Origin of the sequence: Streptomyces sp. NBC_01549 (assembly GCF_026339955.1) — a bacterium.
In the GTDB taxonomy this organism is placed as follows: Bacteria; Actinomycetota; Actinomycetes; order Streptomycetales; family Streptomycetaceae; genus Streptomyces.
In genome coordinates, this window is sequence record NZ_JAPEPW010000001.1 from 33,799 (window position 1) to 59,454 (window position 25,656).

Below are 25,656 nucleotides of genomic sequence, written 5' to 3' on the forward strand. Positions count from 1 at the left end.
CAGTTCAACCCTGGTGGTGCCCGATGGCCTTGTCCCAGTCTGACCTACAACGCCTGCTGGAGTCACCACGCACGGCGGACGGGATCGAGCTCGTGCGCGACGTCGCCGAGCGCATGCTGCAGGAGCTGATCGAGGCCGAGCTCAGCGGCGTGCGAGGGAACCGCCGACGACGTTCCGGCCAGATCGCTCCGATCTCCTGTGGGCCCGGCTTGACGAGAAGCCCGGCAACGGCGTCCGCCCGCTCGGGGTCGTGAGGGGCAGGTATCAACCTACGAACCGTCGCACTGAAGTCCACCGCCCACCGCCGGTTCCTCACAAACTCGGGCTTCCTCGCTCGCCCCCAGGGGCGTGGCGTACACGTTCCGCGGTCCCGGCAGACGCGGGATCAGGTCCTTGACCGATACGAGAAAATCCACCTTCCCTTAAAAACCGCGCGCCACCGGGTTTTTGGTTATCGTGCTCCTGCGAGACGCCCTCCGGACCGGGACCGGGCGTGCGGGCCTACCTGCGAGTGAGGAGTCGCCGTGAGCGGGAGCCAGGCGGAAGAACCCGGTTCCGGCCCGACCCCGGCCGGCCTCCCGCCGTCGAGGTGTCCGGGATCCGCTCGGGACGGCGTCGCGCGCCTGGGCAGGTACGCGCCGGCGCTCCTCCTCGGGCATCTGGGATGGGCCGCCCCAAGTGCGGCTGCCGCTACGCTGCTTCAGGCCTTGGCGGAGAGGATCGATCCTGCGAACAAGATCGTCTTCTTCGGCGCGATGTCGACCGCGGGAGGGGTGTGCGCCAGTGCCACCATGATCGTGACCGGGGCCCTGTCGGACCGGACCCGCAGCCGGTTCGGACGGCGAAAGCCCTGGATTCTGGGCGGCGCCGTACTCGCCGCCTGCGCCATGGCGCTCATCGGCGTGTCCCACAGCAAGCTGTGGATCATCACCCTGTTCGCCCTGTACAAGATGGGCGAGAGCGCCAGTGTCGGGGCGCTGTTCGCCCTCATGCCGGACCGGCTCGCCTCGAAGCAGCTCGGAAGCGCGTCCGGCGTGGCCGGGCTCGGCTATCTCCTCGGGCAGTCCGCAGGCACGTTCGCCGCCGCGGCCTTCCTGACCACGCCCGAGCTCGGGCTGGCGGTACTCCCGTGGATTTTCGTGCTGTGCGCCGTCCTCGTCGCCCTGCTCGTCCCCGGACGTTCGTCGCTCGACCGGCCTCGCCTGCCGGTGAGCGGACGAGAACTCCTGCGCTCACTGCGGCCGCCGTCGGACGGAGACTTCTGGCTGGCCTTCGGCGGACGCTTCTTGTTCATATTCTCCTTTCAGATGGTCTTGGCGTACAACCTCTACCTGGTCACCGACTACCTGGGTCTGACCACCAAGGCAGCAGGCGGACTCATGTCGGCGGCCATCCTGGTGTTCGTGACGTCCGCCGCCGTGGCCGCGGGGACCACCGGGCCGTGGTCGGACCGGCGTGTGCGGCGCAAGCCGTTCGTGGCCGGCGCGTCGCTCCTGGTGCTGCTCGCCGTGTCGGCCCCGGCGGCTGCCCCCGAGGCCTGGGCCTACCTGCTGTTCTTCCTCGCCGCCGGCGTGGCGTTCGGCACCTACACCGCAGTGGACCAGGCGCTGATGGTGGAAGTGCTCCCCGAAGGCAGTGAGGGGGCGAAGGACCTCGCGTTCCTCAACGCCGCCAACGCTCTGCCCCAGATACTCGCTCCCGGCGCCGCCGGACTGCTCGTCACCCTCGTCGGGTATCCGGGCCTGTTCCTGTGCGGGGGGCTGGCCGCCGCCGTGGGGGCCGTCCTGATCCTGCTGATCCGAAGGGTCCGGTAACGCGCTTCGGGCCATGGGCACACCAGTCGACAACACGAACCGAGGAGATATGCCGTGAACCGTTTCCCCCAAGACTTCCTGTGGGGAGCCTCGACCTCCGCGCACCAGACCGAGGGCGGCAACGTCGCCAGCGACTGGTGGTATCTGGAGCACAAGCCCGACACCTTCTGCCAGGAGCCGAGCGGGGACGCCGTCGACAGCTACCACCGCTGGGACGAGGACATGGACCTCATGGTCCAGGCCGGGTTGACCGACTACCGCTTCAGCATCGAGTGGGCCCGGATCGAGCCCACCGAGGGAACGTTCTCCCCGGCCGCGCTGCACCACTACCGGCGGCTTGTCGAGGGAGCTCTGCGACGAGGCCTGCGCCCCATGGTCACCCTCCACCATTTCAGCAACCCGCTCTGGTTCAGCGCTCGCGGAGGCTGGAACGCCCCCGGCGCGGTGGACCGCTTCACCCGCTACGTCCGTTACGTCGTCGACATTCTGCAGGGCGTGAGACATGTGTGCACCATCAATGAGCCGAACGTGGTGGCCGTGTTCCCCGTGATCGCCGAGCGGGGCCCGGAAGCACTGAACGACGGGATACCGGAGCCGGACCCGGACTGCGCCGCGGCGCTCATCGAAGCCCACCACGGAGCGCGGAGGATCCTCAACGAGGCCCACTCCGGTCTGCAGGTCGGCTGGTCCGTGGCCGTCCAGGACTTCCAGGTCGAAAGCGGTGCGGAGCAGGAAGCAGCCGAGTATGTCCGGCGCCGCCAGACGGTGTTCCTCGAAACGGCCCGCGGCGACGACTGGATCGGGGTGCAGACGTACACCCGTGTCCGCCTGGGGACCGAAGCCGGTCAGGCGGTGCGGCGAAGCCCGGACGCGTCGGCGGAACGCACCCTGACCGGCTGGGAGTACTACCCCGCCGCCCTGGGCGGTGCCGTCCGGCAGGCCGCGTCGGCCGTCGGCGCGGTCCCCGTCATCATCACCGAGAACGGGGTGGCCACCGGCGACGACACACGCCGCATCCACTACACGCACACCGCCCTGGCCTCCCTGCTCAAGGCGATGGACGACGGGATCGACGTGCGCGGCTATTTCCACTGGAGCCTGCTGGACAACTACGAGTGGGGCAGTTGGGAACCGACCTTCGGCCTTGTCGCGGTCGACCGCTCCACCTTCGTGCGCACCCCGAAGCCTTCCCTGGCATGGCTGGGAGCCGTGGCCCGGTCAGGACGCCTTCCCGAGGCGGTCGACGCCCGTGCCGGTGAAGGGAGCTGACCCCCCGAGGTCAGCAGTCCGCCCCGATGAGCTACCGTGCCCGACCGAGCAACCACGAAGGGTCCGTGGATGGCGTCCCAGCCCACCGTCGCCCGCGCCGTACTGCGCTCCCTCTTCGCCCTACCCCGCCCCCTCAAGCGAGCCCTGGCCGGTCCGCCCCGCCGTTGCGGAGAGCACAGCCTCGATCTCGACTTCCAGTTCGGCGGGCGCCTGCTGGCGCGCGGCCGGGCATGGGGCACCAGCACGCCGCTGGCCGTCCGCCGCGAACTCACCGACGACGCGGCCCCCTTGCTGCTCGCCCCGGAAACGACGTCCGTCACCACCGGGGCCATGGACATTCCCGCCCCCGACGGCCGGGTGCTGCCCGCGCGTCTGTACCGACCGCCGGCCGCCCACGGGCTCCTGGTGTTCCTGCACGGCGGCGGCTTCACCACCGGAAGCCTCGCCTCCGCCGACCCTCTGTGCCGCCTGCTCGCCCATCACGCCGGCGTCCGGGTCCTTTCCGTCGGCTACCGGCTCGCTCCGGAGCACCCCTACCCCGCCGGGCTCGACGACGCGGTCACCGCCTATGGTCACGTCCTCGAGAACCGGGTCCGGCTGGGGCTGGGCGCCGAGGAGGGAATCGCCGTCGGCGGCGACTCCGCCGGAGGCAACCTCGCTCTGGAGACCGCCATCGCCACGTACGGCCGGCCGGGGCCCGATTTCGCCCTGGCTCTCTACCCCGTCGCCGACATCGGCCGTACCGGAGGCTCACGCGCCCTCTTCGCCGAGGGAATGGGGCTCACGGCCGAAGCGATCAACGAATTCGAACAGCACTACCTGCCTGACGGGTACGACGCCGCCTCGCCTGGCCCCGCCCTCGTACGGCGCGGGGATCTGGGCCGCCTGCCGCCCACCTATCTGTCCATCGCCGGCTTCGACCCCTTGCGTGACGAAGCGGACGAACTCGCCGGGCTGCTGCGTGCTGAACGGGTCCCGCTCGTCGCTCGCGCGTTTCCTTCCCTGCCGCACGCCTACGCCGCCTTCGCAGCGTTGAGCCCTGCCGCCCACACGGCGCTCCTCGACGCCGCCCACACCCTGCGCGACGCGCTGCGGCGGCCGGTCCCGTGATCGTGGTGGGGCCGTACGACTCTCCGCCATGTTCGCCCTCAGGTCGGCCCCTTCGTGGCAGCCGGCTGCCTTCGGCGAGCCCCTCGGCCTTGGCGGCGGACTCGGAGATCAAGGTATCCCGGCCGCCGGCGTCACCGGCGGCCCTCCGAGAGCCGCCTGGGCGCCCCCAGGGGGCTACGGGCGCGCGGGCCGCGGTCCCGGCGGCGGCCGAGCGGAAGCGTCCGGACGGCCGAGCGGAAGCGGTCCACCCGATGCCGTGCGGCTTGATGGCAACGACATCGTCTACCGCACCGGCGGTTGCGCGGGCCACGGCGAAGCGGACGGCGCGGCCGCTGACCGGACACGGCCGAGCCGGGCCGACACAGGCAGCCCCAACGGTCCCGTCTGCGGATGAGTGGCCTCACGGGCTCGGCGGGGTCTCCGCCAGCCGTCGCAGCACCAGGTCACCGATTTCACACAGCGTGTCCAACTGCGCCAGGGTGAGCTGGTCGATGAGCGCGTCGCGGACATCGGCGACGTGGAGCCGTGCGGCTGTGTCGACCAGCTCGCGCCCCTGATCGGTGATGACCGCGACGGCACCGCGCTGGTCTGTCGGACAGCGTTCTCGGTTCACCAGGTCGCGCGTTTCCATACGGGTCAGGTGCTGGGAGAGGCGGCTCTTCTCCCACCGCATGGCTTTGCCGAGCACCCATGCCCTGAGTCGCCCGTCCGGCGCCTCTGACAGATGTACCAGCACATGGTAGTCGGCGACTGAGATCCCGCACTGCGTGCGCAACCGCCGCTCGATGTACTGGGCCAGCCCGACCTGCATCGTCATCCAGCCGCGCCAGGCCCGCTGTTCACGCGCGTCCAGCCACCGAGGACTACTCATGGGTTCAATGGTAGCGCTTGGTTCACACATAAACTAGTTAGTGATCTGGTGTTGGTTCCCACATAAGGCACACGGCACCTGGAATCAGACCGTGTGACCTCCGCCACCACTTCCCGGGCGGAGCGGCCTTCTCGTAGCGGGTGGCGGTGGAGCGAAATCCCCCAGCCGGCCGAAGCGGCGTTCCCGGCTGTCGCGTCGCCGACAGGTTCCCCCGGTCGGCGTACGGGGGCCGCCGGCACGACGCACGACGGCCTCGGTCTGCCGCGGGACCCCGCGCCGCCCGAGGGGCACCCGCCTCGCGTTCTTCTTCACCATGGCATTCATCCGGGTACCGGGGGGCCGCACCGGACCTCGAGCCGCGCTCAAGACGGCATTCGGGCACGGGGCCCACGGTCATGGCCTGACAGCCCCACCCCTGGCGAAGCCGGGGACCACGGCTGCCCGCGGTACGCGCACGGCGTTCGGGTAGGTTCCCGGTATGAACGCCAACGCCGCCAGGGGCCCGTACGCCAAGGGAGTCGCCAGGCGTCGGCAGATCCTGGACGCGGCGCTCGACGCGTATGGCGAGAGCGACCGCCGGATTCCCTCACTGAGACAGATCGCGGACCGGGTCGGCCTCAGCGAGAAGGGGCTGACGCACTACTTCGGCAGCCGCGACGAGTTGCTGGTCGCGGTCCTGGCGGCCAGAGACGCGGCCGGGGCCCTCGCCGGGAGTGCTCCGGAGGATTTCCTGGAGACGGCAAGCCAGGTCATCACCCACAACATCAGGACACCCGGCCTGGTTCGGTTGTTCGTCGACATGGCGGCGGCCGCCGTCGACCCGGACCACGCGGCGCATTCGTTCTTCGTCGAGCGCACGGCCCGTATGCAGGGGGGCCTGCAGCGGGTCCTCGCCGGGGCAACAGGGACCGAGCCCACGTCGCCGGGGAACGCGTGGAAGGCCAGTGTGCTCCTCGCCGCCGTGGACGGACTCCAGGCGCGGTGGCTGCTGGACCGGGACATCGACATGCTCGATCAGCTGCAGCGCCTCTATCACGCCCTGGTAGGGGCCGCCGACTCCTGAGCCGACCACCCGGTGCGGGGTCCGTACGGCGAGGCCGGCCCCACGGCTTCCCCGTCCTGCCTGTCCCATGTCTCCTTTCGGACCGTTGGTTGACCCTTAAACTTGTTCTGCGTACCGTCGGGTGACGCATCAATTCGATGGGTCGGACGGAAAGGAACCCATCATGGACGCGCTGCAGGACGCCGTGGTACGGAGCATCGCCCGGATCGAGGAGAAGACACACTCCGGGCCGGACACACAGGTCGACGACAGATACGTGGTCTTCGCGCCGACACGGCCGGACCTCACCGACCCGTTCCTCCTGCTGAGCGAGGACTGGTTCTCCTCGCCCGGCTTCGAGTGGCACCCGCACCGGGGCGTGGAGACCGTGACGCTCGTCGTCGACGGTGTCCTGGAACACGGCGACAACGCGGGCCATGTCGGTGCCCTCAGCGCGGGCGACGTGCAGTGGATGACCGCGGGGCGCGGAATCATCCACCGCGAACTCGCGTTTCGCAACGAACGGGCACACACCCTGCAGCTGTGGGTGAACCTGCCGGGCGAGATGAAAATGGTCGACACCCGCTACCAGGACGTGCTCGCCGCTCGACGGCCCGTCATCGAGGGGGAGGGCACCCGCGTCGACCTCGTCTCGGGCGAGGCCGGCGGTGTCCGAGGACCCGCACTGAACAACTGGCCGATCTCCGGCGCGGTGATCACGCTGGAGCCGAACCGGCGTCTGGACCATCTGCTTCCGGGCCGCGACCGCGCGTTCCTCCATGTGCTGTCCGGTACGGTGACCATCGCCGGACGATCCGTCCGTGCCGGGCAGACCGCTTGGTCCGATCCCCTCCCCCACGCGCCCGCCTCGACGATCAGGCTGGAAACGGGTGACGGGGGCGAACACAGCGTGGTCATGGTCTACAGCGGAGAACCGATCGGCCAGTCCGTCGTGATGGGTGGGCCCTTCGTCATGAACAGCAGGGCCGAGATCGAGCAGGCCTTCCGCGACTTTCACCGCGGCGACTTCGGCCGAATTCCCCACCAGGCCCGCCTGCAGTACCGCTGACCCCAGGACGGGCCACGTTCCGGGGCGTCGCCGGCCGGCGAACAGAGGTAGGGGAACACTCGACCGCCGCGGTCCGGCGGGTCGTCGGCCTGCAACGCCGGATGAGCTTGCCGGACCGGCCAGTGGGACGGTCGAGGTGCCTCTGCCGTCGCCCGGTCAGCACCTCGCCCCACCGCGCTCGCGCGTCAGCTTGTACCGCACGGTGCTGGTGGAGGGGTGGCGTGGTGACCTGATGGGTTCCCTCAACCGCGATCCTCCCGTCGCGCGGTGGCCGATCCCGCGGACGCCGGCCGGTCAGCCGCCGCACGCTGTCGCGGCCTGACCAACAGCAGCCCTCGTCGGATCTGTGCCCCTAGCGGATCGAGCCGATCCGACCGGGCCCGAGCGGCAGTTCAAGGGTGAACACGGCGCCGCGGCCCCGGCGGGCGGTTACGGTGAGCGTGCCACCGTGCTGCCGGGCCAGGTCCCGGGCGATGGCCAGGCCGAGGCCGGTTCCGCCGTCGTCGCGGCTGCGGGCGTCGTCGAGCCGTACGAACCGCTCGAAGATCCGCTCGCGCTGGTCCTCGGGCACGCCGTCGCCGTCGTCGGCGACCTCCAGTACCGCCCTGCCGTCACCGGTGGCCCGTACGGACACGACCACCTCGGTCGCGGCGTGCCGCTGGGCATTGGCGATCAGGTTCGCCAGTATGCGGGCCAGTTGCCGCTCAGAACCGGTGACTTCGGCATCGGCCAGCGGGCCGGTACGCACCGGCACCCGGCCGCCGTCGCCCGTCGGACGGGCCAGGGCCACCTGCTTACGGGCCAGTTCCCCCAGATCCACCCGGGCCTGGGCCGGCGGACGCTCACCGGCGTCCAGGCGGGCCAGCAGCAGCAGGTCGGTGGCCAGTTGCTGAAGCCGTGCCACGTCCTTGACCGCGCCGGAAAGGTCCAGCAGCACAGGGTGCGCGGCGCCGACTTCGAGCTGGGTGCGCAGCGAGGCGATGGGGTTGCGCAGTTCGTGGGAGGCGTCGGCGACGAACCGGTGCTGCTGTTCCAGGGACGTCTCCAGCGCGGCGAGGGTCTGGTTGGTGGTCCGTGCCAGGTGGCCGATCGCGTCCCGCGCAGCCGGTTCCGGGACGCGCCGCGAGAGATCGGAACTGCTCATGATGGCCGACAGTTCGTGGCGGATGCGCTCCACGGGCCGCAGCGCCCGCTCGGTGACCCGCCAGGTCACCGCCGCCACCACCGCCAGGAGCAGCGCGCCGCCGATCAGCATCGCCTCGAGTGCCGCGGCGAGCGCGCTGCGCTCGGTGATGCCCGAGACGGCCTCGTACACCATGGCGGGTGTGCCGTTCACCTTGGTGGGCGCCTTGGCGGCCTCAGGACCCAAGGCCAGCACGGTGGCTCGCGGTCGGGCGGCGTCGGGCGCAAGCTCGTAACCGGCGCCGGCGGCTGCGCTGTTCGTGGGCGACGCCGTTGCGGCGGCGGGCACGTCCACGACGAGCGGCGCGGATCCGGCCGTCGCGTCCGCGTTGCGGGCGAGCACCCGGCCCCGCAGGTCCACGACCACCACCCCCACCGGCTGTCCCCGGACGACGTCGTCCGGGGACGCCCCGCCGCGATCACCGCGGCGAGCTGCCGCGCGTCGGTGGTGGCCTGCGAGGTGGCCGTCTCGCGCAGGTCGGCGCGCAGCACCCACAGCAGGGCCAGGCAGGCGACCGCCAGGGCCGTCGCCACCACAGCGGTCGCTGCCACCGCGGCGCGCACCGGCACGGACCACAGCGCGCTACGCACCGGCCGCCAGCCGGTATCCGGCCCCGCGCACGGTCTCGATCACTTCAGCCCCCAGCTTCCGGCGTAACGCGCTCACATATACCTCGACGATGTTCGGGGCGCCGTCGTAGGCCATATCCCACACGTGGTCGATGAGTTCGCGCTTCGAGACCACCTCGCCGACCCTCAGCAGGAGGTATTCCAGCAGGGCGAACTCCTTGGCCGTGACGGCGACCGGCTCCCCGGCGCGCAGCACCCGCCGCGCTCCCCGGTCCACGGCCAGTTCGCCGACCCGGACCACCGGAGCCGCCTCGCGTCCCCGGCGCCGCAGGAGAGCCCTGATCCGCGCGAGCAGCACCACATAGGAGAACGGCTTGGTCAGGTAGTCGTCCGCCCCGGTGTCCAGCCCCTCGGCCTCGTCGTACTCACCGTCCTTGGCCGTGAGCATCATGATCGGCACGTTGTTGCCCGCCGCACGCAGGGCGGCGCACACGTGGTAGCCGTTCATCCCCGGCAGGTTGACATCCAGGACGACCAGGTCGTACGAGCCCTCCCCCGCCAGGTGCAGGCCTTCGCGGCCGTCGTACGACACATCGACGGCGAAGCCCTCGGCCCGCAGGCCCAGGGCCAGCGACACCGCGAGACGCCTCTCGTCCTCCACCACCAGCAACCGCATGCGCCGCAGTATCCCGGACGTCACCTGAAGAAGACTTCAGGTGACTTCAGCTTGCCTTCAGCAACGGTGGGCCACAGTTTTCCCCGTCAGCACAACCGACACTCCGGAAAAGAGAATCCCATGCGAAACAAGGTCATGATCTACGCGGCCACCGGCCTGGCCTCCATCGCGGCCGCGGCCACGATCGGCCTCACCTCCGCGTCCGCCAGCCCCGTCCCCGCCCACGCTCCGGCGAAGGTCACGGGGTCCTCTGTCATCAGCGTTCCCGGCGGCCTGAAGACCGCGAACCCCGACAAGCCGGGCGTCGCTGCGGGGTGTGCCGACGAGGCTCCGGCCGTCCCTCAGGGGAGCGTCACGGGGTCCTCTGTCATCAGCGTTCCCGGCGGCCTGAAGACCGCGAACCCCGACAAGCCGGGCGTGGCAGCGGGGTGTGACGACGAGGCTCCGGGAAACGCGAAGTAGAAGCCGGTAGCTTCGCCGGCTCGACCCCGGACCGCGCCGACGTCGTGCGCCGCACCGGGACAGAGGGCAACAGCGAGCCCGCGAAGACCGCACACCCCGCGCCGGGAATGACCTGATCCGTCCCGGCCGGCGTCACCGTGCACGCCGAGTGGGAACCGCACGGAAGCACTCTCGTTCCTGCGCCGGGGACCCGCCGCCAAGCAGTCGCGGCTTCCCGGCGCAGGACATGGGGGCGCGGGCCCTCGGGCAGAGCCTTCGAGCGGCACGGCCCGGGCGGCCACGCCAGGGGTGCCGCTGGAAGAAGTCCCCCTGACGTTCCATGCGAAGCACCGTCTCTCTTGACATGTCCTGAACATCGCTCTAACTTCCAGGCGTCGATCCCCCACTCACCGCTCACGACATCGATGTCATGCGCCCCCCACGAGAGGGGTCTTCCCCTTGAGGTCGAAGATCTTCACGCGCAAGCACCTGGTCGCACTCACGGTCCTCCCCCTGGCAGCCGCCGGCTGGCTGGCCGCCCCTCCCTCCCGGGCCGCCGTCGCCCCCGCGCCGTCCGCCGCGGCCGGCCCGTCCACGCCCCAGGCGGTGGTCGACTACCTGCGGCAGATCAGCGGCAACCACGTGGTCAGCGGCGTCCACAACAAGGAGCCGCTCAGCAACCCGTCGCAGTACACCGCCCAGGCGCACTCCCTCACCGGCAAGTGGCCGGGCCTGTGGGGCGGCGAACTGGGCTTCCGCGCGGACGACGTGGCCGACCGGCAGACCCTGGTCGACCAGGCGGAGACCGAATGGGACAACGGCTCTCTGGTGAGCCTCACCTGGCACATGTGCCGCCCGGACGTGTCGAGCTGCGAGTTCGACGGAGGCATTGACGGCAGCCGGCTGTCGGACGCCGAGTGGCAGCAGCTGATCACCGACGGGACGCCGCTCAACACCGCCTACAAGAACAAGCTGGAGGGAGCGGTGCCCTACCTCCAGCAGCTCAAGGACGCCGGGATCCCGGTGCTCTTCCGGCCGCTGCACGAAATGAACGAGGGCTGGGCCTGGTGGGGCGGCCGCTCAGGCGCCAACGGCAGCGCCCGGCTGTTCCGGATCACCCACGACTATCTGACGTCGCGGGGCCTGAACAACATCGTCTGGGTCTGGAACGTCAAGGACACCGACGCCAACAACGGCTCCGCGGGCGTGTCCGGCTTCTACCCGGGTGACGACTACGTCGACGTCGCGAGCCTCGACCCGTGGAACAAGGGCTACCCGACGAGCGACTGGTACCAGGCCCTGGTCGACGTCTCCCACGGCAAGCCCATCTCGCTGGCCGAGGTCGGCACCGTCCCCACCCCGTCCCAGCTCGCCGCGCAGCCGCGCTGGGCCTGGTTCATGATCTGGGCCGACTACCTGACCTCCGCCAACTCCGCCTCCGGGCTCCAGACCGCCTTCAACAGCGCGCGGGTCCTGAACCAGGGCCAGGTCACCCTCCCCGGCGGGGGCGGCCCCACGACGCCGCCGACGGGCCGTACCGGACCGGTCACCGGGGTGGGCGGCAAGTGCGTGGACGTCGCCGGCTCGGTCACCGCCAACGGCACGGCGGTGCAGCTCTACGACTGCAACGGCACTGCCGCGCAGAAGTGGACGGTGGGCACGGACGGGACCCTGCGGGCGCTGGGCAAGTGCCTGGACGTGACCGGCCAGGGCACCGCCAACGGCACCAAGCTCCAACTGTGGGACTGCAACGGCTCCGGCGCCCAGCAGTGGACCGCCGAGTCCGACGGCCATCTCAGGAATCCCCAGTCCGGTCGCTACCTCGACGCCCCCGGCGGCAGCACCGCCAACGCCAACCGTCTCCAGATCTGGGACCGCAACACCAACGCCTGGCAAGTCTGGCACCTCCCCGCCTGACAGCCGGACCGTTCCCTCGGGGCCGTCGGAGCACGCCGCTCGGACGGCCCCGAGCCACGGCGCGCGGGGCCGGCACTCCCGTTGCCACCGGGCGTCCGCCGGCTGTCCTCGACAACGACCTGACGGCCGTCACGGCGCTGGGCGTCGCCTCGGAGTTCGGCCTGTCCGTGCCGCGGGACCTGTCGCTTCTCGCCTGGGACGACTCCCAGCTCCGCCGGGTGACCCGGCCCACGCTGCCGGCGATGCAGCACGACGTGTTCTCCTTCGCCGCGGACGTCACCGGAACACCGTTCGACGTCATGGTGCGCCGGGAGGCTGTTCCGCACACCGCGCGGGTGCCCAGCCTGGTGCCGCGCGGCTGAACCGCACCCCCGCCGCGCGGCTGGGCACGCGGGCCTGGGGCCCGTCTCACCAGTCGTGCACCGTCCCGTCCGCCAGACGGTTCACCGGCAGGTAGGCGCGCCGGTAGGGGAAGCGCGCCGCCGCCGCGTCGTCCAACTCGACGCCGAGACCGGGGGCCTCGCCCGGGTGCAGCAGGCCGTCGGTGAAGCGGTAGGAGGTGCGGAAGACCTCCAGTGTCTCGGGCGCGTGCCGCATGTACTCCTGGATGCCGAAGTTGTGCATGGCCAGGTCGAGGTGGAGGGCGGCCGCCATGCCCACCGGCGAGATGTCGGTGGGGCCGTGCATGCCGGACCTGATGCCGAACACCGCGGCCATGTCGAGCAGTTTGCGCACCGCCGTGATGCCGCCGGTGTGGGTCACCGCGGAGCGGACGTAGTCGATCAGCCGCTCCTGGAGCAGCGTGGTGTAGTCATGGACGGAGTTGAAGACCTCCCCGATGGCCAGCGGGGTGGTGGTGTGCTCTCGGATCAGCCGCAGGGCACCCTGGTCCTCGGCCGGGGTGGCGTCCTCCAGCCAGAACAGGTCGTAGGGTTCGAGATCCTTGCCGAGCCGGGCCGCCTGGATGGGCGTCATGCGGTGGTGGCCGTCGTGCAGCAGCGGCAGCTCGGGCCCGAAGGTGTGCCGTACGGCCTCGAAGACCGTGGGCATGTGGCGCAGGTAGGCGCGGGTGTCCCAGGTCTCCTCGGTGGGCCGGGCCCGGTTGCGGCCGGCGCGGCGGGCCGGCTCGTAGTCGTAGCGCTCCCCTTCACCGGCGGCGGAGGCGGCGACGCCGTAGACGGAGTCGAGGCCGGGGATGCCGCTCTGGACGCGCACCGCGCGGAAACCGGCCGCCAGGTGTTCGCGGACCGAGTCGAGCAGTTCTGGGATGTCCCGGCCGGAGGCGTGTCCGTAGGCCAGGGCGCCGGCGCGGCAGGGTCCGCCGAGCAGCTGGTGTACGGGCAGACCGGCGGCCTTGCCCTTGATGTCCCACAGGGCGATGTCCACGGCCGCGATCGCCGCCATCGTGACCGGGCCGCGCCGCCAGTAGGCGCCCCGGTACAGGTACTGCCAGGTGTCCTCGATCGCGTGCGCGTCCCGTCCGATCAGCAGCGGTGCGACGTGTTCGCGCAGGTAGGCCTCGACGGCGAGTTCCCGGCCGTTGAGGGTGGCGTCGCCGAGGCCGGTGAGTCCGTCCTCGGTGGTGATGCGCAGGGTGACGAAGTTGCGGCCGGGGCTGGTGACGACGACATCGGCGGCGGTGATCTTCATGGCGTCCTCCCGTCGGTCAGGGGTACGGGGCTCACGGGTTCCGTCGGGCCACGAACACGCCGAAGGGCGGCAGGTCCACGCTGGTGATCTCCTTGCCGTCGAGGTCCCTGAGCACTCCGGCGTTCACCCGGGGAGTGACGGTCAGGTGCTCGGGGTGCTGGCTGAGGAACCACACGACGCGGTGCCCGTCAGCGTGCTCCATCTCGCCGGTCACCACCCGGCCGTCCGGTACGGACACCTCGGGGCGCGCCCCGGCCTCGGCGGCGAGGGCCGCGTACAGGCGCCAGGTCGGCTCGGGGTTCACGTCGGGGGTGACGGCCGCCATGTGCTCCAGGGGGTAGGTGGCGAGCACGAGGCGGCCCGCGCCGACGCGGTGGCTCAGCAGGGCGGGGCGGCCGTGGGCGTCGGTGGCGACGACCTCGGCGCCGCGCGGCTCCACCGGGAGGAAGGTGCGGGAGTGCTCGGTGCCGGCGACCGCGAAGGCCAGGCGGGTGCCGGCGGGGAGGTCACCGAAGTCCTGCACGAAGGTCAGGTGCAGGGTGTCGTCGGTGATGCGGTCGGTCAGGCCGTAGCGGAGCTGCTTGGCGACCCCGAAGGTCTCGTCGAGCTTCGGCCACCAGGCGCCGCGCTGCACGATGTGGGTGCCGGCGAACCAGGAGGCGTAGACCGTGGCGCCGCGTTCGGCGGCCGCCCGCAGCGCCCGCCACGTCGGCGCGGTCAGCTGCTTGGTGCTGGGCACCAGGTAGAGGGCACTGTCCTCGGGCAGGCCGTCGGCCTCGCGGGCCACGCCGATCGGCAGGTCCGCCTCGCGGGCGGCGACGTAGGCCTGCCGGGTCGCGGACAGCACCGCGGCGGTGTCCTCCGGCTGGGTGAAAGGGTAGAGCTTCTCCAGGTAGGAGGAGACGACGAGGCTGACCCGGGTGTCGGGGCGGGTCAGGCGGGCGAAGTCCACCTCGCCGAGGGTCCGGGCGAAGTCGCGGACCTCCAGGAGCTGTTTCTTCGGGGCGCCGGTGTCGTCGGTGAGCCCGAAGTGCATCTCGAACGGGTGGTGGCTGTAGGGCTCCTGGTCGGCGAGGGCGTCGTAGTCGGTGTTGTTCCAGGGGATCCAGCCGGTGGCGCCGGCCAGCAGGGTGTGGTGCAGGGTCTGCCGGTAGTAGTGCGCGGCGTGCTCCTCGGAGGTGTAGTCGGAGGAGACGCCGAACTCCTCCATGACCACGGGCTTGCCGCCGGTGCCGACGAGTTCGCAGGTGAAAGCGGCGCCCAGGTGCTGCCGGACCTGGTCGTCGTCCATGCGGTAGACGTGCGGCCCCTGGAAGTCGACCAGCTCTTCGAGGTCGCGCAGCCGGAAGCCGTTGTCGGCGCCGGTCATCTCCACTCCCCAGGCGCCGTCGCCGATGGACACGGGCTGCTCGGCGCCGGCCTCGCGCACCGCGCCGATGAGGGTCTTCGCCCAGGCGGTGACCCGGCGGTGGTCCAGGGTGCCGATGCCGCGCGAGCGCCAGTCGGCGTAGATGGGGATCTCGTTGGACAGCAGCCAGCCGGCGACGGCCGGGTGGTCCTTCCAGCGCCGGGCGCACTCGCGGACGTACCAGGCCTGGCGGTCCACGAACCAGTCGTCGGCGATGACGTCGCGGTCCTCGCGCCAGGCGGGGTCCCAGTTCTGGCCGGACATGTGGCCGACGAGGAAGGTCGGGATGCTGGTCATGCCGGCCCGGGCGTGCCGGTCGAGGAAGTCGTCGAAGCGGCCCAGCATGACCGGGTCGAGGCGGTCGGGCTCGGGCATGAAGTCGGGCCAGTACAGAAAGCTGCGGGTGAGGGTGATGCCGTGGGCGGCGAGGACGCGCAGCTCCTCGTCGACGACCGTGCCGTCGTAGGAGCGCCACATCAGGGGCCCGCCGGTGCGGGACCAGTAGTTGACGCCGACCCAGATCGTGGGGCGGTCCGGTGTGCCGAGCTTTGCCGCGTTGCGATGCATGGAAGTCCTGTCGTCGAACTCGGTGATGGCGACTGGTATATCGATTGACTGGACGGATGTCGAGACATTGCTAGTGGGTGACAGCACTGTTAAGGTCCGCCACCAGCACAGGTCAATCGTTTTCCTGTCCGGCGTCGGCTACCGACGCGTCCCTGCGAGTACGGGAGCCCTCGATGAAACGCTGGCTGAGCGCCGGGGCCCTGGCCGTGGCCGCAGTCCTGGCCACCTCGTGCGTGGGTCCCCTGGATCCGCGCACCGACGACCCCGACACCCTCGTGGTGCACAGCCGGTTCTCCGCGGGCACCCAGGGGGGCGCCGTCTACGCCCGCGTGGTACGGCAGTTCGAGCGGGAGAACCCCGGCCTGCACATCAAGAACGTGTTCAGCGGCGACGACATCTTCAACTCCTTCGAGACGTCCCGTCTGGCGCACAAGGAAGCCGACGTCCTCCTGATCAACCTCTACGACAAGTCGCTCTCCTGGACCGACCTCGGCGCCACTCCCCCGGTCGGCCGCTACCTGCGCGAGTGGCACCTGACCGGCCGGGTCCAGCCGGCCGCGCTGAAGGCGTGGACGGACGAGAAGGGGCGGCTGCGGGCCTTCCCGTGGATGGGGTTCACCTGGCCGCTGCTGGTCAACAAGGACCTGCTGCGCAAGGCCGGTGTCGCCGACGTGCCGCGCACCACGGACGCACTGCTGAGCGCCGTCCGCGCCCTGCGCGCCCACGGCATCGCCCCGCTCACGATCGGCGGGAACGACTGGTCGGGGCAGAAGTTCCTGATGCAGGTCATGCAGGGCTACCTCAGCCCCGGGGCGGCCCGCAGGGTGTTCGCGAAGGGCGGGTACTGCGACGAGCCCGAGGCGATGAAGGGGCTGAAGCTGTTCGCCGGCCTGCGCGACGCCGGGCTGTTCGTCAAGGGCGCCCAGGGCCTGGGCGCGGACCAGATGAACGCCGACTACTTCGAGCAGCGCGCGGCGATGATGCCCGCCATCTCCTCCACCATCGCGGCCGTGCCGGCGAAGGTGGAGGCCGCCACGGAGGTGACCGGCTTCCCGGTGCCCGCCGACGGCGCCTACCCGCGGCCCTCGCTCTACAACGGGCTCACCTCCACCGGCATCTGGCTCACCCCGAACGGCACCGAGAAGCTGTCGGTGAGCCGGAAGTTCATCTCCTTCCTGTACCGCAAAGACGTGGTGCAGCAGTTCATCGACGACTCCGGCTATGTGATGAACCTGCGTGACCAGCGCCCCTCGTCCAAGCTGCCGCTGGTCAGCCGCTCGGTCGTGGTGTCGCACGGTCCGGACGTCAGCGAGGTGGTGATGCCGGACGCGTATGTGCCCGCCGCCGTCTCCGCCCCGCTGAACCGGGCGACGTCCGTCGCCTACACCCCGCACACGAGCACCACCACGATGTGCGAGGCCCTCGACACCGCCTACCGCAGCTGACCCGGGAGACCCGAGATGGCCACGACAACGATGTCCCGGCCGGTGGAGGCACCGCCCCGCCCACGCCGCTCCTCCAGCCGGTCGCCGCGCACCACGGTGATGGCCGTGCCCGCGCTGCTCTGGTACGGCGTGTTCATGGTCGGCCCGATCGGCGCGATCTTCGTCATCTCCGTCCTTGACTGGCCGGGCATGCTCGCCCGGGTCGGCTTCGCCGGGCTCGGCAACTACCGCGCGGTGCTGGGCGACGAGTTGTTCTGGGACGCGGCGCGCAACAGCGCCGTGCAACTCGCGATCGCCTTGCCGGTGATGATCGTGGGCGCCTTCATGCTCGGCTACTTCCTCTCCACCAAGCCGCGCGGGTACCGGTTCCTGAAGGTCGTGATCTTCACGCCGGCACTGATCTCCGCCTCCGCGAAGGCCATGATCTTCTGGGGGATGTTCGCACCCAACGGCATGATCAACAAGCTGCTCGGAAGCGTCGGGCTGGAGGGGCTCCAGCACGCCTGGATCGCGGACAGCTCCACCGCCTTCGGCTGCGTCATCGCCATCGACGTCTGGAGCGGCATCGGCTACACCGCCACCCTGTACGCGGCCCGGCTCGACGCCCTGCCCGACTCGGTGTACGAGGCGGCGGAGATCGACGGCGCGGGCCACTGGCGGCGCATGTGGGGCATCGCCTACCCGATGGTGCGCGACTTCGTGGGCGTCACCGTGATGCTCCAGTTCCTGTGGACCCTGTTCACCTCGGCGCAGAACGTCCTGCTGCTCACCCAGGGCGGTCCGGGCAACAGCTCCACGAACCTGTCCTTCCTCGTCTACCAGAAGGCGTTCGTGCAGTCCGACCTCGGCTACAGCCAGGCCGCCGGAGTACTCCTCTTCCTCGTGGGCCTTGCCGGCATGCTCCTCATCCGCCGTGTCTTCCGCCCCGCCCACTGACCCGACCCGCCCCGACCCCTCGGCTTCAAGGACACCGGTCATGACTCCTGTTCGCCACCCGCGGCCCCGCCGGCGCCGCCTCACCCCCGGTCGCGTGCTCAGCCACGCGGGTGCCTGGGCCTACGCGCTCGCCTTGCTGCTGCCCCTGTACTACCTGCTGGTCTCCTCGTTCAAGGACAACGACGAGATCTTCTCCGACCCCCTCGGCCTGCCCTCCCGGCTGTCGTTCGGGAAGTTCTCCACCTCCGTGCACGACGCGCGCCTCGACCTGGCCATCGCCAACTCACTGATCGTCACGCTCGGTGCACTCGTCGTCGTGCTGCTGCTCGCGGTGCCCGCCGCCTACGCGCTGGCGCGGGCCCGCGGACGCGCGGCGGTGGTCATCGAGCGCGTCTTCGCGCTGGGGTTCCTCATACCCGCCTTCGCCGCGCTGGTGCCGACCTTCCTGCTGGCGGCGCAGCTCGGCCTGTTCCACACCCGCACCTTCATCGTGCTGTTCCTCCCCGCGACCTCGCTGCCCCTGGCCGTGGTGCTGCTGACGCAGTTCATGCGGACGGTGCCCGACGAGGTGGAGGAGGCCGCCCGGATGGACGGCGCGGGCAACTGGACCGTCCTGCTGCGCATCTACCTGCCGATGGTGGTCCCCGGCATCGTCACGGTGCTCATCCTGAGCTTCCTGGCGTACTGGAACGAGTACCTGTACTCGCTGGTGATCATCGGCCCCGACCAGGCGCAGCGCACGATCCAGGTGGCCGTGCCCACCCTGCGCTCCACGCTTTCCACCGATTTCGGCGTGCTGTCGGCTGGTACCGTGGTGACGCTCCTTCCGGTCTACATCGTCTACGGCGTGCTGCAACGGCGGATGGAAGGCGCCCTGATGGGCGGCGCCGTCAAGGTGTGAGCGGCAGCGCGAGAACGTGGCGGGACCCGGCGGCGGTACCCCGCCGAGAACGAGGAGACGTGGCCCGAGGCAAGAGCGACCGCGCGACGATCGCGGATGTGGCCGCCCTCGCCGGAGTGTCGGTGTCGGCCGTCTCCAAGATCGTCAACGGCAAGGGGTCGTTTCCGCCGGCCACCCAGGATCGGGTACTGCGGGCCGTCGACCGGCTGAACTGGGCGCCCTCCGCCGCCGCGGCCTCACTGCGGGGCGCGAAGACCCGGGCCATCGGCATGATCTCCAAGCGTTCACCGGACGTTCTCAACGCCGACCCGCACTTCACGCTGCTGATCGCCGGCATCGAGAGCGAACTGGCTCCGCGCGACTACGGCCTGCTCATGCACATCGTCGGCGAGCAGCCGAGCGCGGAGGAGCGCGCCTACCGGCGGCTGTCCGACGACCGGCGGGTGGACGGCGTCATCCTCACCGAGAGCCGGATCGGCGACAACCGCTTCGCGCTGCTGCGGGAACTGGGCCTGCCCGCCGTGCTGGTGGGCACGCCGTGGACGGACGACGCGATCAGCACCGTGAAGGCCGAGCACCAGGACCAGGGCATGATCGCCGCCGCCGACCACCTGGTGGCCCTCGGGCACCGGCGCATCGCCTACATCAGCGGCCCCGAGGACCGGGTGCACACCGGGTACCGGCGGCAGGTCTTCGTGTCGGCGCTCGCCCGGCACGAGCTGTCCCCGAGCCATCTGCTCGCCTCGGACTTCGCCGGCCGGACCACGGGTGCCTCGGTCGAGCAGATCCTGCGCTCCGAGCCGACGCCGACGGCCATCGTCTTCGCCAACGACATGATGGCTCTGGCGGGGATGTCCGCGGCGCAGCGGCTCGGCTTCGACGTGCCGAGGGACCTGTCGGTCATCGGACACGACGACCTGCCCATCGGCACACTGCTGCATCCCCGTCTGACGACGATCCGCCAGGATCTGACCGGGCTGGGCCGGGCCGCCGCCCTCGACCTCCTCGCCCGGCTCGGCGAGAGCGGCGCCGACAGCGCGCCGGTGATCGCCCCGCCGGAACTGGTGGTGCGGGAGTCGACCGCGCCGCCCGGTGAGTGGTCCGGGGCCCTTGACGGTCTCCGCGGAGGCAGCGGCCCGGAGGTGCCCTGCTGAGGCGAGCCGAATCCCCGGTTCGGCCGGGCCGCCGCCGCGGACCCGCGGATTCCGCTGCCTTGCCGAGCAGCCGAGGGGGATCTCCCCCTCGGCTCTCACCACACCGTGTGGAAAAGCCGCCCCCTGTACGGCTCTTGTCGTTCTGCCCGGCGGACCGTCACGGCGCACGCGGTCAGGCGCCGGCGCGCGAGGACGCGGGGTGTCGCTGAGAGAGCCCGTGTCCTCGCGACGGCCTTCCACCTGGCCGCGAGCGGTGTACCCGGGGAAGGTGAAGGCCGTGGGCTCCGGCGAGCCGCGGCGGTGGTCGTCGAGCCGCGGTTCGGGTGGAGCACTCGCGGGGCAGAAGCAGACGCGCCAGTCACGCTGACTGTCGCGCCCGTATCTCGTGGGGTGGCCTACTTGACCGACCCCGCCATGACCCCCTGCACGAAATGCTTCTGGAAGGCGAAGAACACCACCACCGGTACCACCAGGGACACGAACGCGCCTGGTGCGAGAACGTCGATGTTGCTGCCGAACTGGCGGATCTGGGACTGGAGCTGCACGGTCAGCGGCTGCGAGGAACTGTCCGCGAACAGCAGGGCCACCAGCATGTCGTTCCACACCCACAGGAACTGGAAGATGGCGAGGCTGGCGATGGCCGGCCGGCCCACGGGGAGTACCAGCTGGACGAAGATCCGCCACTCGCTGCCGCCGTCCATGCGGGCCGCCTCCAGCATCTCCTTCGGCATCTCGGCGAAGTAGTTCCGCAGCAGGAACACAGCGAAGGGCAGGCCGTAAGCCACATGGAACAGCACCACGCCGGGGATCGTGCCGAACAGGCCCAGCTGTCCGAAGAGCTTGGCGACCGGCAGGAGGCCGATCTGGACCGGGACGACCAGGAGGGCGACCACCACCAGGAAGATGCCGTCCCGGCCGGGGAAGTCGAGCCAGGCGAAGGCGTAGCCGGCCAGGGCCGCGATGACCACGACCAGGAACGTCGCCGGCACCGAGATCAGCACCGTGTTCCACAGCGACTGCGTCATGCCGGAGTTCTTCAGCAGTGCCGTGTAGTTGTCGAGGGACAGCTGCCCGGGGCTGGAGAACACCGTCCACCAGCCGCCCTTCGCCGTGTCCTGCGCCGACCGCAGGGACGACAGGAGCAGGCCGGCCAGCGGGGTGAGCCACACCAGGCCGATCACCACCAGGAAGGCCTGCACCAGGCCGTTGCCGAGGCCGCGGCGGATCGCGTTCATCGCTGACTCCTTCGGAAGCGGCGGACGTTGAAGGCCATCGCCGGGACGACCAGCAGGAGGAGGAGGACGCCGAGCGCGCTGCCCAGGCCCTGGTTGTTGCCGCCGCCGAACGACACCAGCCACATCTGCGTGGCCAGCACGGTCGCGTCCTCCTGCACCGGTCCGGGCGCGATGATGTAGACGAGGTCGAAGACCTTCATCACGTTGATGACCAGCGTCACGAAGACCACGGTCAGGACGGGTGCCAGCAGCGGGACCGTGATGCGCCGGAAGATCTGCCACTCGTTGGCGCCGTCCATCCGCGCGGCCTCCAGGGCGTCGCGCGGCAGGGCCGCGAGACCGGCTCCGATCAGGACCATGGCGAAGCCGGTCCAGATCCACAGGTAGGCGCCGATGATGGCCGGGGTGACGAGGGCCGGGCCGAGCCAGGAGACGCCCTGGTAGGGCTGGGCGAAGTTGGAGGCGGGGAGGCGCACGGTGTAGGTGGCCGCCGCCTTCAGGCCAGTGAAGCGGTAGGAGCCGTCGGCGGCCGTGGTCGCCGTACCGGCGGTGGTGCCGTCCGCGGCGACCGCCTCGACGCGCATCCTCGGCAGTCCGTTCTCCGCGCGGTCGACCTTGCCCTGTTCCCCTCCCCCGCCGGGGGTGAAGTCCAGGTAGACGACTCCGCTGACCTCGTCGGCCGCCGCGGGACGCTGTGCGGCCGCGTACGCCGGGCGCGCGTCGCCGGGGACGTCGCCGGGGGCGACGCCCACCATGCCGAGGTCCACGGCGGTGCCTGGTGACACCGGCCGGTCCGTGCGGTACGAGCCGTCCCGGTCCGCGGTGAGGCCGTGGCCGTCGCGGGCCCGTGCCGTCGGGTACTCGGAGGTGGACTTGAACGCGTCGTGGACGCTGACGACGGCCGCGTTGAGGACGCCCTTGGCGGGGTCCTCGTCGTAGGCGAGGCGGAAGACGATGCCCGCGGCGAGGAAGGACACGGCCATCGGCATGAACAGCAGCAGTTTGAAGGCGGTCGCCCAGCGGACCTTCTCCACCAGGACGGCCAGGACCAGGCCGAGGCCGGTCAGCAGGGTCGGCGCGACGACGACCCAGATCGCCGTGTTGCGTACGGCCTTGAGGGTGGCCGGGTCGCGGAACATCTCGGTGTAGTTGTCGGCGCCGACGAAGCGGTCGCCGGAGGCGTCGAAGAAGCTGCGGCCGACGGAGAACAGCACGGGGTAGACGACGAGGGCGCCCAGCAGGAGCAGCGCCGGGAGGACGAAGAGCAGGGCGACGGCCCGGGCCCGCCGCCGGGAACGGCGGGCCCTTTCGGCGGGTCCGGCGGACGGCGGGCTCACCGTCTCCTTGACCAGGGTGGATGTCATGACGCGTCAGCCCTTGTAGGCCTTGGCCGCGGCCGCTTCCAGCTTGGCCGCGGTGCCCTTGGGGTCGGAGGGGTCGCGCAGGAAGTCCTGCAGCAGCTTCCACTCCCCCGCGCCCTTGGTGCCGCCGAATGCGGCGGGGGCCTGGTCGGACATGTCGAAGCGGACGGAGTCGCCCGCTTCGACGAGGGATCGGGCGGTGGCGCGGGTGACGTCGTCGCTGTAGGAGTCGAGGGGAAGGTTCTTGTTCGGGGACAGGTAGCCGCCCGCCTTCGCCCACACGGCCGACGCCTCGGGGGTGGCGAGGTACTCCAGGAGCTTCATACCGGCCTTGCTGTTCTTGCCGTCCTTGAGGACCACCGCGGCGTCGCCGCCGCTGACGACCGGGGCCTTGCCGCCGCCGACGGCGGGGAAGGGGAAGAAGTCGGCTTCCTTGCCGATGGTCTTGCCGAACTGGTCGTGGGCCACGCCGGCGACGAAGTCGCCCTCGTAGACCATGGCCGCGTCGGGCTTGGGCCCGAACACCTTCTCCACCGAACTCGGGAAGTCGGTGTTGAGGGCCTCCTTCTGGCCGCCGGCAACGAGTTCCTTGTCCTTGAACAGCTTGCCGAGGGTGGTGAGCGCCTGGATGACCGAGGGGTCGGTCCACTTCAGCTTGTGGGCGGCGAGGGCGTCGTACTTCTCGGGGCCGGCCTGGGAGAGGTAGATGTTCTCGAACCAGTCGGTCAGGGTCCAGCCGTCCTGGCCGCCGACCGAGAAGGCCGCGAGGCCGGAGTCGGAGATCGTGTGCCCGACCTTGAGCACGTCGTCGTACGAGGTGGGCGGCGTGACGCCGGCCTGGCTGAACGCGTCGGGGCTGTACCAGACCGTCGACTTGTGGGCGGCCTTGAAGTAGAGGCCGTAGAAGGTGCCGCCGACGCTGCCGTAGTTCTTCCAGACGGGTGCGTAGCCGGCGTCGACGGACTTCTCGGTGGTGGCCGACAGTGGGGTGAGCCAGCCCTGCTTGGCGAACTGCTGGAGCACGCCGACCTGCGGGACCATGACGACGTCCGGTGCGTTGCCGCCCTCGATCTTGCTGCCGATGACGGTGGAGACGTTGTCGCCGGTGGACACGAACTGCGTCTTGGCCCCGGTCTTCGCGCTGAACGCGTCCAGCACCTTCTGGAAGTTCTTCTGCTCGGAGCCGGACCAGACCCCGGCCACGGTGACCGTCTGGCCGCTGAGTGCCTTGTCGCCGCCGCCCGCGGTGGCGGGGCCGCTGCCGCCGCAGGCGGTCGCGCCGAGAGCGAGGGTGAGGGCGGTGCAGCTCGTGATCAGGGTGGTACGTCGTCGCATCATCGTTGATGTCCCTTCGAATGCTGTTGACTGCGAAAAAATCAGAGGTTGTTGATCCACCAGGCGGCCGTCGAGCCGGGGAGCACCCCGGCCGGGCAGGGGCCGCTGGAGAGCAGCGGGGTGTCGGAGACGGGCGCGGGGGTGGGAGCTGTGCCGAAGTTGACGGCGCAGACGAGGCCGTCGCCGCGGACGAAGCCCAGCACGCCCGGCGGGGTGTCCAGCCAGGACAGCGATCCCTCACCCAACTGGTCGAGTGATGAGCGCAGTTGAAGGCCGTCGCGGTACAGGTGCCAGAAGGAGCGGGTGTCGGCGAGGGCGCGGTCGGTGGCGTACTCGGCGAAGTACTCCGGCTGCGGCAGCCACGGCTTGGTGCCCTCGGCTCCGGAGGTGAAGCCGAACGGAGATGCCTGTCCGGACCAGGGCAGTGGCACGCGGCACCCGTCGCGGATGCGGGCACGGTTACCGGTGCGGCGGAAGATCGGGTCGGTGAGGACGTCGTCGGGCAGGTCCACGACCTCGGGCAGGCCCAGTTCCTCGCCCTGGTAGATGTACGCGGCTCCGGGCAGCGCCAGCATCAGCAGCGCGGCGGCGCGGGCCCGGGCGGGGCCGAGGCCGCTGCCCTCGGGAGCGGCCTCGCCGTAGCGGGTGACGGTGCGGACCTGGTCGTGGTTGTTGAGGACCCAGGTGACCGTGGAGCCGGTGCCGGCGATGTCCTGCATGGCGTCGGTGATGACCTTGCGAAAGGCGTCCGCCTCCCAGGGGGCGCTCAGAAGGTCGAAGAAGAACGCCTGGTGGAGTTCGTCGGGGCGGACGTACCGGGCGTGTTCGCGGGCGGTGGGGACGGAGACCTCGCCGACGAGGAGGCGTTCGCAGCCGTCGCGGGCCGCGTACTCCTCGCAGATCGCCCGCCAGCGCCGCCAGACGTCGTGCACCTCGGGCTGGTTCCAGGCGAGGGGGTTGACGGAGTCACGGGTGCGGGCGTCGGCCTCGGGGTCCGGGGAGTCGGGCAGCTCGGGGTGCTTGTAGAGGCCGGCGGCGACGTCGATACGGAAGCCGTCGACGCCCCGGTCCAGCCAGAAGCGGAGGACGCGGTCGAACTCGGTGCCGATCTCGGGATTGCGCCAGTTCCAGTCGGGCTGCTCGGGCGTGAACATGTGCAGGTACCACTGGCCGGGGCGACCGTCCGGCTCGGTGATCCTGGTCCAGGCGGGGCCTCCGAACATGGCATGCCAGTTGTTGGGAGGTTCGGCGCCGTCCGGGCCACGGCCGTCGGCGAAGTGGAAGCGGGCGCGGGCCGCGCTGCCGCGCTCCGCGGTGAGTGCCGCCTTGAACCACGGGTGCTCGGAAGAGCAGTGGTTGGGCACGATGTCGAGGAGGACACGGATGCCGAGCCGGCGGGCCGCCGCCGTCAGCTGGTCGAATTCGGCGAGGTCGCCGAAGGTCGGGTCGACGTCGCAGTAGGCGGCCACGTCGTAACCGTGGTCGTGCTGCGGCGAGGGATAGAAGGGACTCAGCCAGATCCCGTCGACGCCCAGCTTCTTCAGGTACGGCAGTCCGGCCTTGACTCCGGCGAGATCGCCGATGCCGTCTCCGGTGCTGTCGAGGAAGCTGCGGACGTACACCTGGTAGATGACAGCGTCGCGCCACCAACGGTGCATGTTCAACCCATTGCCTGTCTCTGGTGCTCAGTGGTTATGCATGCA

General features: G+C 70.7%; 21 protein-coding genes. 12 read left to right on the plus strand and 9 right to left on the minus strand.

Annotated features, from left to right (window positions below):
• Positions 1-524 precede the first annotated feature (524 nt).
• From OG819_RS00135 to OG819_RS00145, 3 genes are all read left to right on the plus strand, one after another.
• Positions 525-1,814, plus strand: coding sequence for an MFS transporter (locus tag OG819_RS00135; protein WP_266426575.1), 1,290 nt, complete (start codon positions 525-527; stop codon positions 1,812-1,814).
• Positions 1,815-1,868: 54 nt separating this feature from the next.
• On the plus strand, positions 1,869-3,083 hold the full coding sequence (locus tag OG819_RS00140) for a family 1 glycosylhydrolase (protein ID WP_266647322.1): 1,215 nt from the start codon (positions 1,869-1,871) through the stop codon (positions 3,081-3,083).
• Between the two features lie 69 nt (positions 3,084-3,152).
• Positions 3,153-4,193 (plus strand): alpha/beta hydrolase, encoded by a 1,041-nt coding sequence (locus OG819_RS00145; protein WP_266647324.1) that lies wholly within the window; start codon positions 3,153-3,155, stop codon positions 4,191-4,193.
• A gap of 400 nt (positions 4,194-4,593) precedes the next feature.
• Here the strand turns inward: OG819_RS00145 and OG819_RS00150 are convergent, their stop codons facing one another.
• Positions 4,594-5,064: a MarR family winged helix-turn-helix transcriptional regulator gene (locus OG819_RS00150; RefSeq protein WP_266426584.1), complete on the minus strand. Its 471-nt coding sequence runs from the start codon at positions 5,062-5,064 to the stop codon at positions 4,594-4,596.
• A 478-nt stretch (positions 5,065-5,542) separates the two neighbouring features.
• Here OG819_RS00150 and OG819_RS00155 point away from each other — a divergent pair, with 478 nt between their 5' ends.
• Both OG819_RS00155 and OG819_RS00160 read left to right on the plus strand, forming a co-directional pair.
• Positions 5,543-6,127 (plus strand): TetR/AcrR family transcriptional regulator, encoded by a 585-nt coding sequence (locus OG819_RS00155; RefSeq protein ID WP_266647326.1) that lies wholly within the window; start codon positions 5,543-5,545, stop codon positions 6,125-6,127.
• Between the two features lie 163 nt (positions 6,128-6,290).
• Positions 6,291-7,175: a pirin family protein gene (locus OG819_RS00160; RefSeq protein ID WP_266426588.1), complete on the plus strand. Its 885-nt coding sequence runs from the start codon at positions 6,291-6,293 to the stop codon at positions 7,173-7,175.
• Positions 7,176-7,527: 352 nt separating this feature from the next.
• On the opposite strand, the gene OG819_RS00165 is transcribed toward OG819_RS00160, so the two are convergent.
• Together OG819_RS00165 and OG819_RS00170 are read right to left on the minus strand one after the other, a co-directional pair.
• Positions 7,528-8,733 (minus strand): HAMP domain-containing sensor histidine kinase, encoded by a 1,206-nt coding sequence (locus OG819_RS00165; RefSeq protein ID WP_266647329.1) that lies wholly within the window; start codon positions 8,731-8,733, stop codon positions 7,528-7,530.
• Between the two features lie 207 nt (positions 8,734-8,940).
• Entirely contained in the window at positions 8,941-9,603 is a 663-nt protein-coding gene (locus tag OG819_RS00170) for a response regulator transcription factor (protein ID WP_266647331.1), read from the minus strand.
• Between the two features lie 120 nt (positions 9,604-9,723).
• Between OG819_RS00170 and OG819_RS00175 the strand changes: the two genes are divergently transcribed.
• From OG819_RS00175 to OG819_RS00185, 3 genes are all read left to right on the plus strand, one after another.
• Entirely contained in the window at positions 9,724-10,065 is a 342-nt protein-coding gene (locus tag OG819_RS00175; RefSeq protein WP_266647332.1) for a hypothetical protein, read from the plus strand.
• Between the two features lie 438 nt (positions 10,066-10,503).
• Positions 10,504-11,961, plus strand: coding sequence for a glycosyl hydrolase (locus OG819_RS00180; RefSeq protein WP_266647334.1), 1,458 nt, complete (start codon positions 10,504-10,506; stop codon positions 11,959-11,961).
• Positions 11,958-12,323, plus strand: coding sequence for a substrate-binding domain-containing protein (locus tag OG819_RS00185; RefSeq protein WP_266652502.1), 366 nt, complete (start codon positions 11,958-11,960; stop codon positions 12,321-12,323). Before OG819_RS00180 ends, OG819_RS00185 begins: the two co-directional genes overlap by 4 nt.
• A gap of 46 nt (positions 12,324-12,369) precedes the next feature.
• On the opposite strand, the gene manD is transcribed toward OG819_RS00185, so the two are convergent.
• Positions 12,370-13,611, minus strand: a complete 1,242-nt coding sequence (gene manD, locus OG819_RS00190) for a D-mannonate dehydratase ManD (RefSeq protein ID WP_266647336.1) — start codon at positions 13,609-13,611, stop codon at positions 12,370-12,372.
• 31 nt (positions 13,612-13,642) lie between these two features.
• Positions 13,643-15,586, minus strand: coding sequence for a cellulase family glycosylhydrolase (locus tag OG819_RS00195; protein WP_266647338.1), 1,944 nt, complete (start codon positions 15,584-15,586; stop codon positions 13,643-13,645).
• 173 nt (positions 15,587-15,759) lie between these two features.
• On the opposite strand from OG819_RS00195, the gene OG819_RS00200 reads away from it, so the two are divergent.
• From OG819_RS00200 to OG819_RS00215, 4 genes are read left to right on the plus strand one after another with little or no spacing between them, the layout of a single operon-like run.
• The gene (locus OG819_RS00200; protein ID WP_266647340.1) at positions 15,760-17,031 is read left to right on the plus strand and encodes an ABC transporter substrate-binding protein; all 1,272 of its coding nucleotides are present in this window, start codon (positions 15,760-15,762) and stop codon (positions 17,029-17,031) included.
• A 15-nt stretch (positions 17,032-17,046) separates the two neighbouring features.
• Positions 17,047-17,967 carry a carbohydrate ABC transporter permease gene (locus tag OG819_RS00205; RefSeq protein WP_266647342.1) on the plus strand — a complete coding sequence of 307 codons (921 nt, stop codon included), beginning with the start codon at positions 17,047-17,049 and terminating at the stop codon, positions 17,965-17,967.
• A gap of 40 nt (positions 17,968-18,007) precedes the next feature.
• Entirely contained in the window at positions 18,008-18,868 is an 861-nt protein-coding gene (locus OG819_RS00210) for a carbohydrate ABC transporter permease (protein ID WP_266647343.1), read from the plus strand.
• A 59-nt stretch (positions 18,869-18,927) separates the two neighbouring features.
• On the plus strand, positions 18,928-20,022 hold the full coding sequence (locus tag OG819_RS00215; protein ID WP_266647345.1) for a LacI family DNA-binding transcriptional regulator: 1,095 nt from the start codon (positions 18,928-18,930) through the stop codon (positions 20,020-20,022).
• Between the two features lie 395 nt (positions 20,023-20,417).
• Here the strand turns inward: OG819_RS00215 and OG819_RS00220 are convergent, their stop codons facing one another.
• Genes OG819_RS00220 through OG819_RS00235 form a run of 4 tightly spaced genes read right to left on the minus strand, consistent with a single transcriptional unit; the run spans position 20,418 to position 25,611 of the window.
• Positions 20,418-21,257, minus strand: a complete 840-nt coding sequence (locus OG819_RS00220) for a carbohydrate ABC transporter permease (protein ID WP_266647347.1) — start codon at positions 21,255-21,257, stop codon at positions 20,418-20,420.
• Positions 21,254-22,621, minus strand: a complete 1,368-nt coding sequence (locus OG819_RS00225; RefSeq protein ID WP_266647349.1) for a carbohydrate ABC transporter permease — start codon at positions 22,619-22,621, stop codon at positions 21,254-21,256. The genes OG819_RS00220 and OG819_RS00225 overlap by 4 nt, the downstream gene beginning before the upstream one ends.
• A gap of 6 nt (positions 22,622-22,627) precedes the next feature.
• Positions 22,628-23,956 (minus strand): ABC transporter substrate-binding protein, encoded by a 1,329-nt coding sequence (locus OG819_RS00230; protein ID WP_266647351.1) that lies wholly within the window; start codon positions 23,954-23,956, stop codon positions 22,628-22,630.
• A 38-nt stretch (positions 23,957-23,994) separates the two neighbouring features.
• A complete protein-coding gene (locus OG819_RS00235) occupies positions 23,995-25,611 on the minus strand; it encodes a glycoside hydrolase family 13 protein (RefSeq protein WP_266647353.1) in 1,617 nt (538 codons plus the stop codon).
• Between the last annotated feature and the right edge of the window lie 45 nt (positions 25,612-25,656).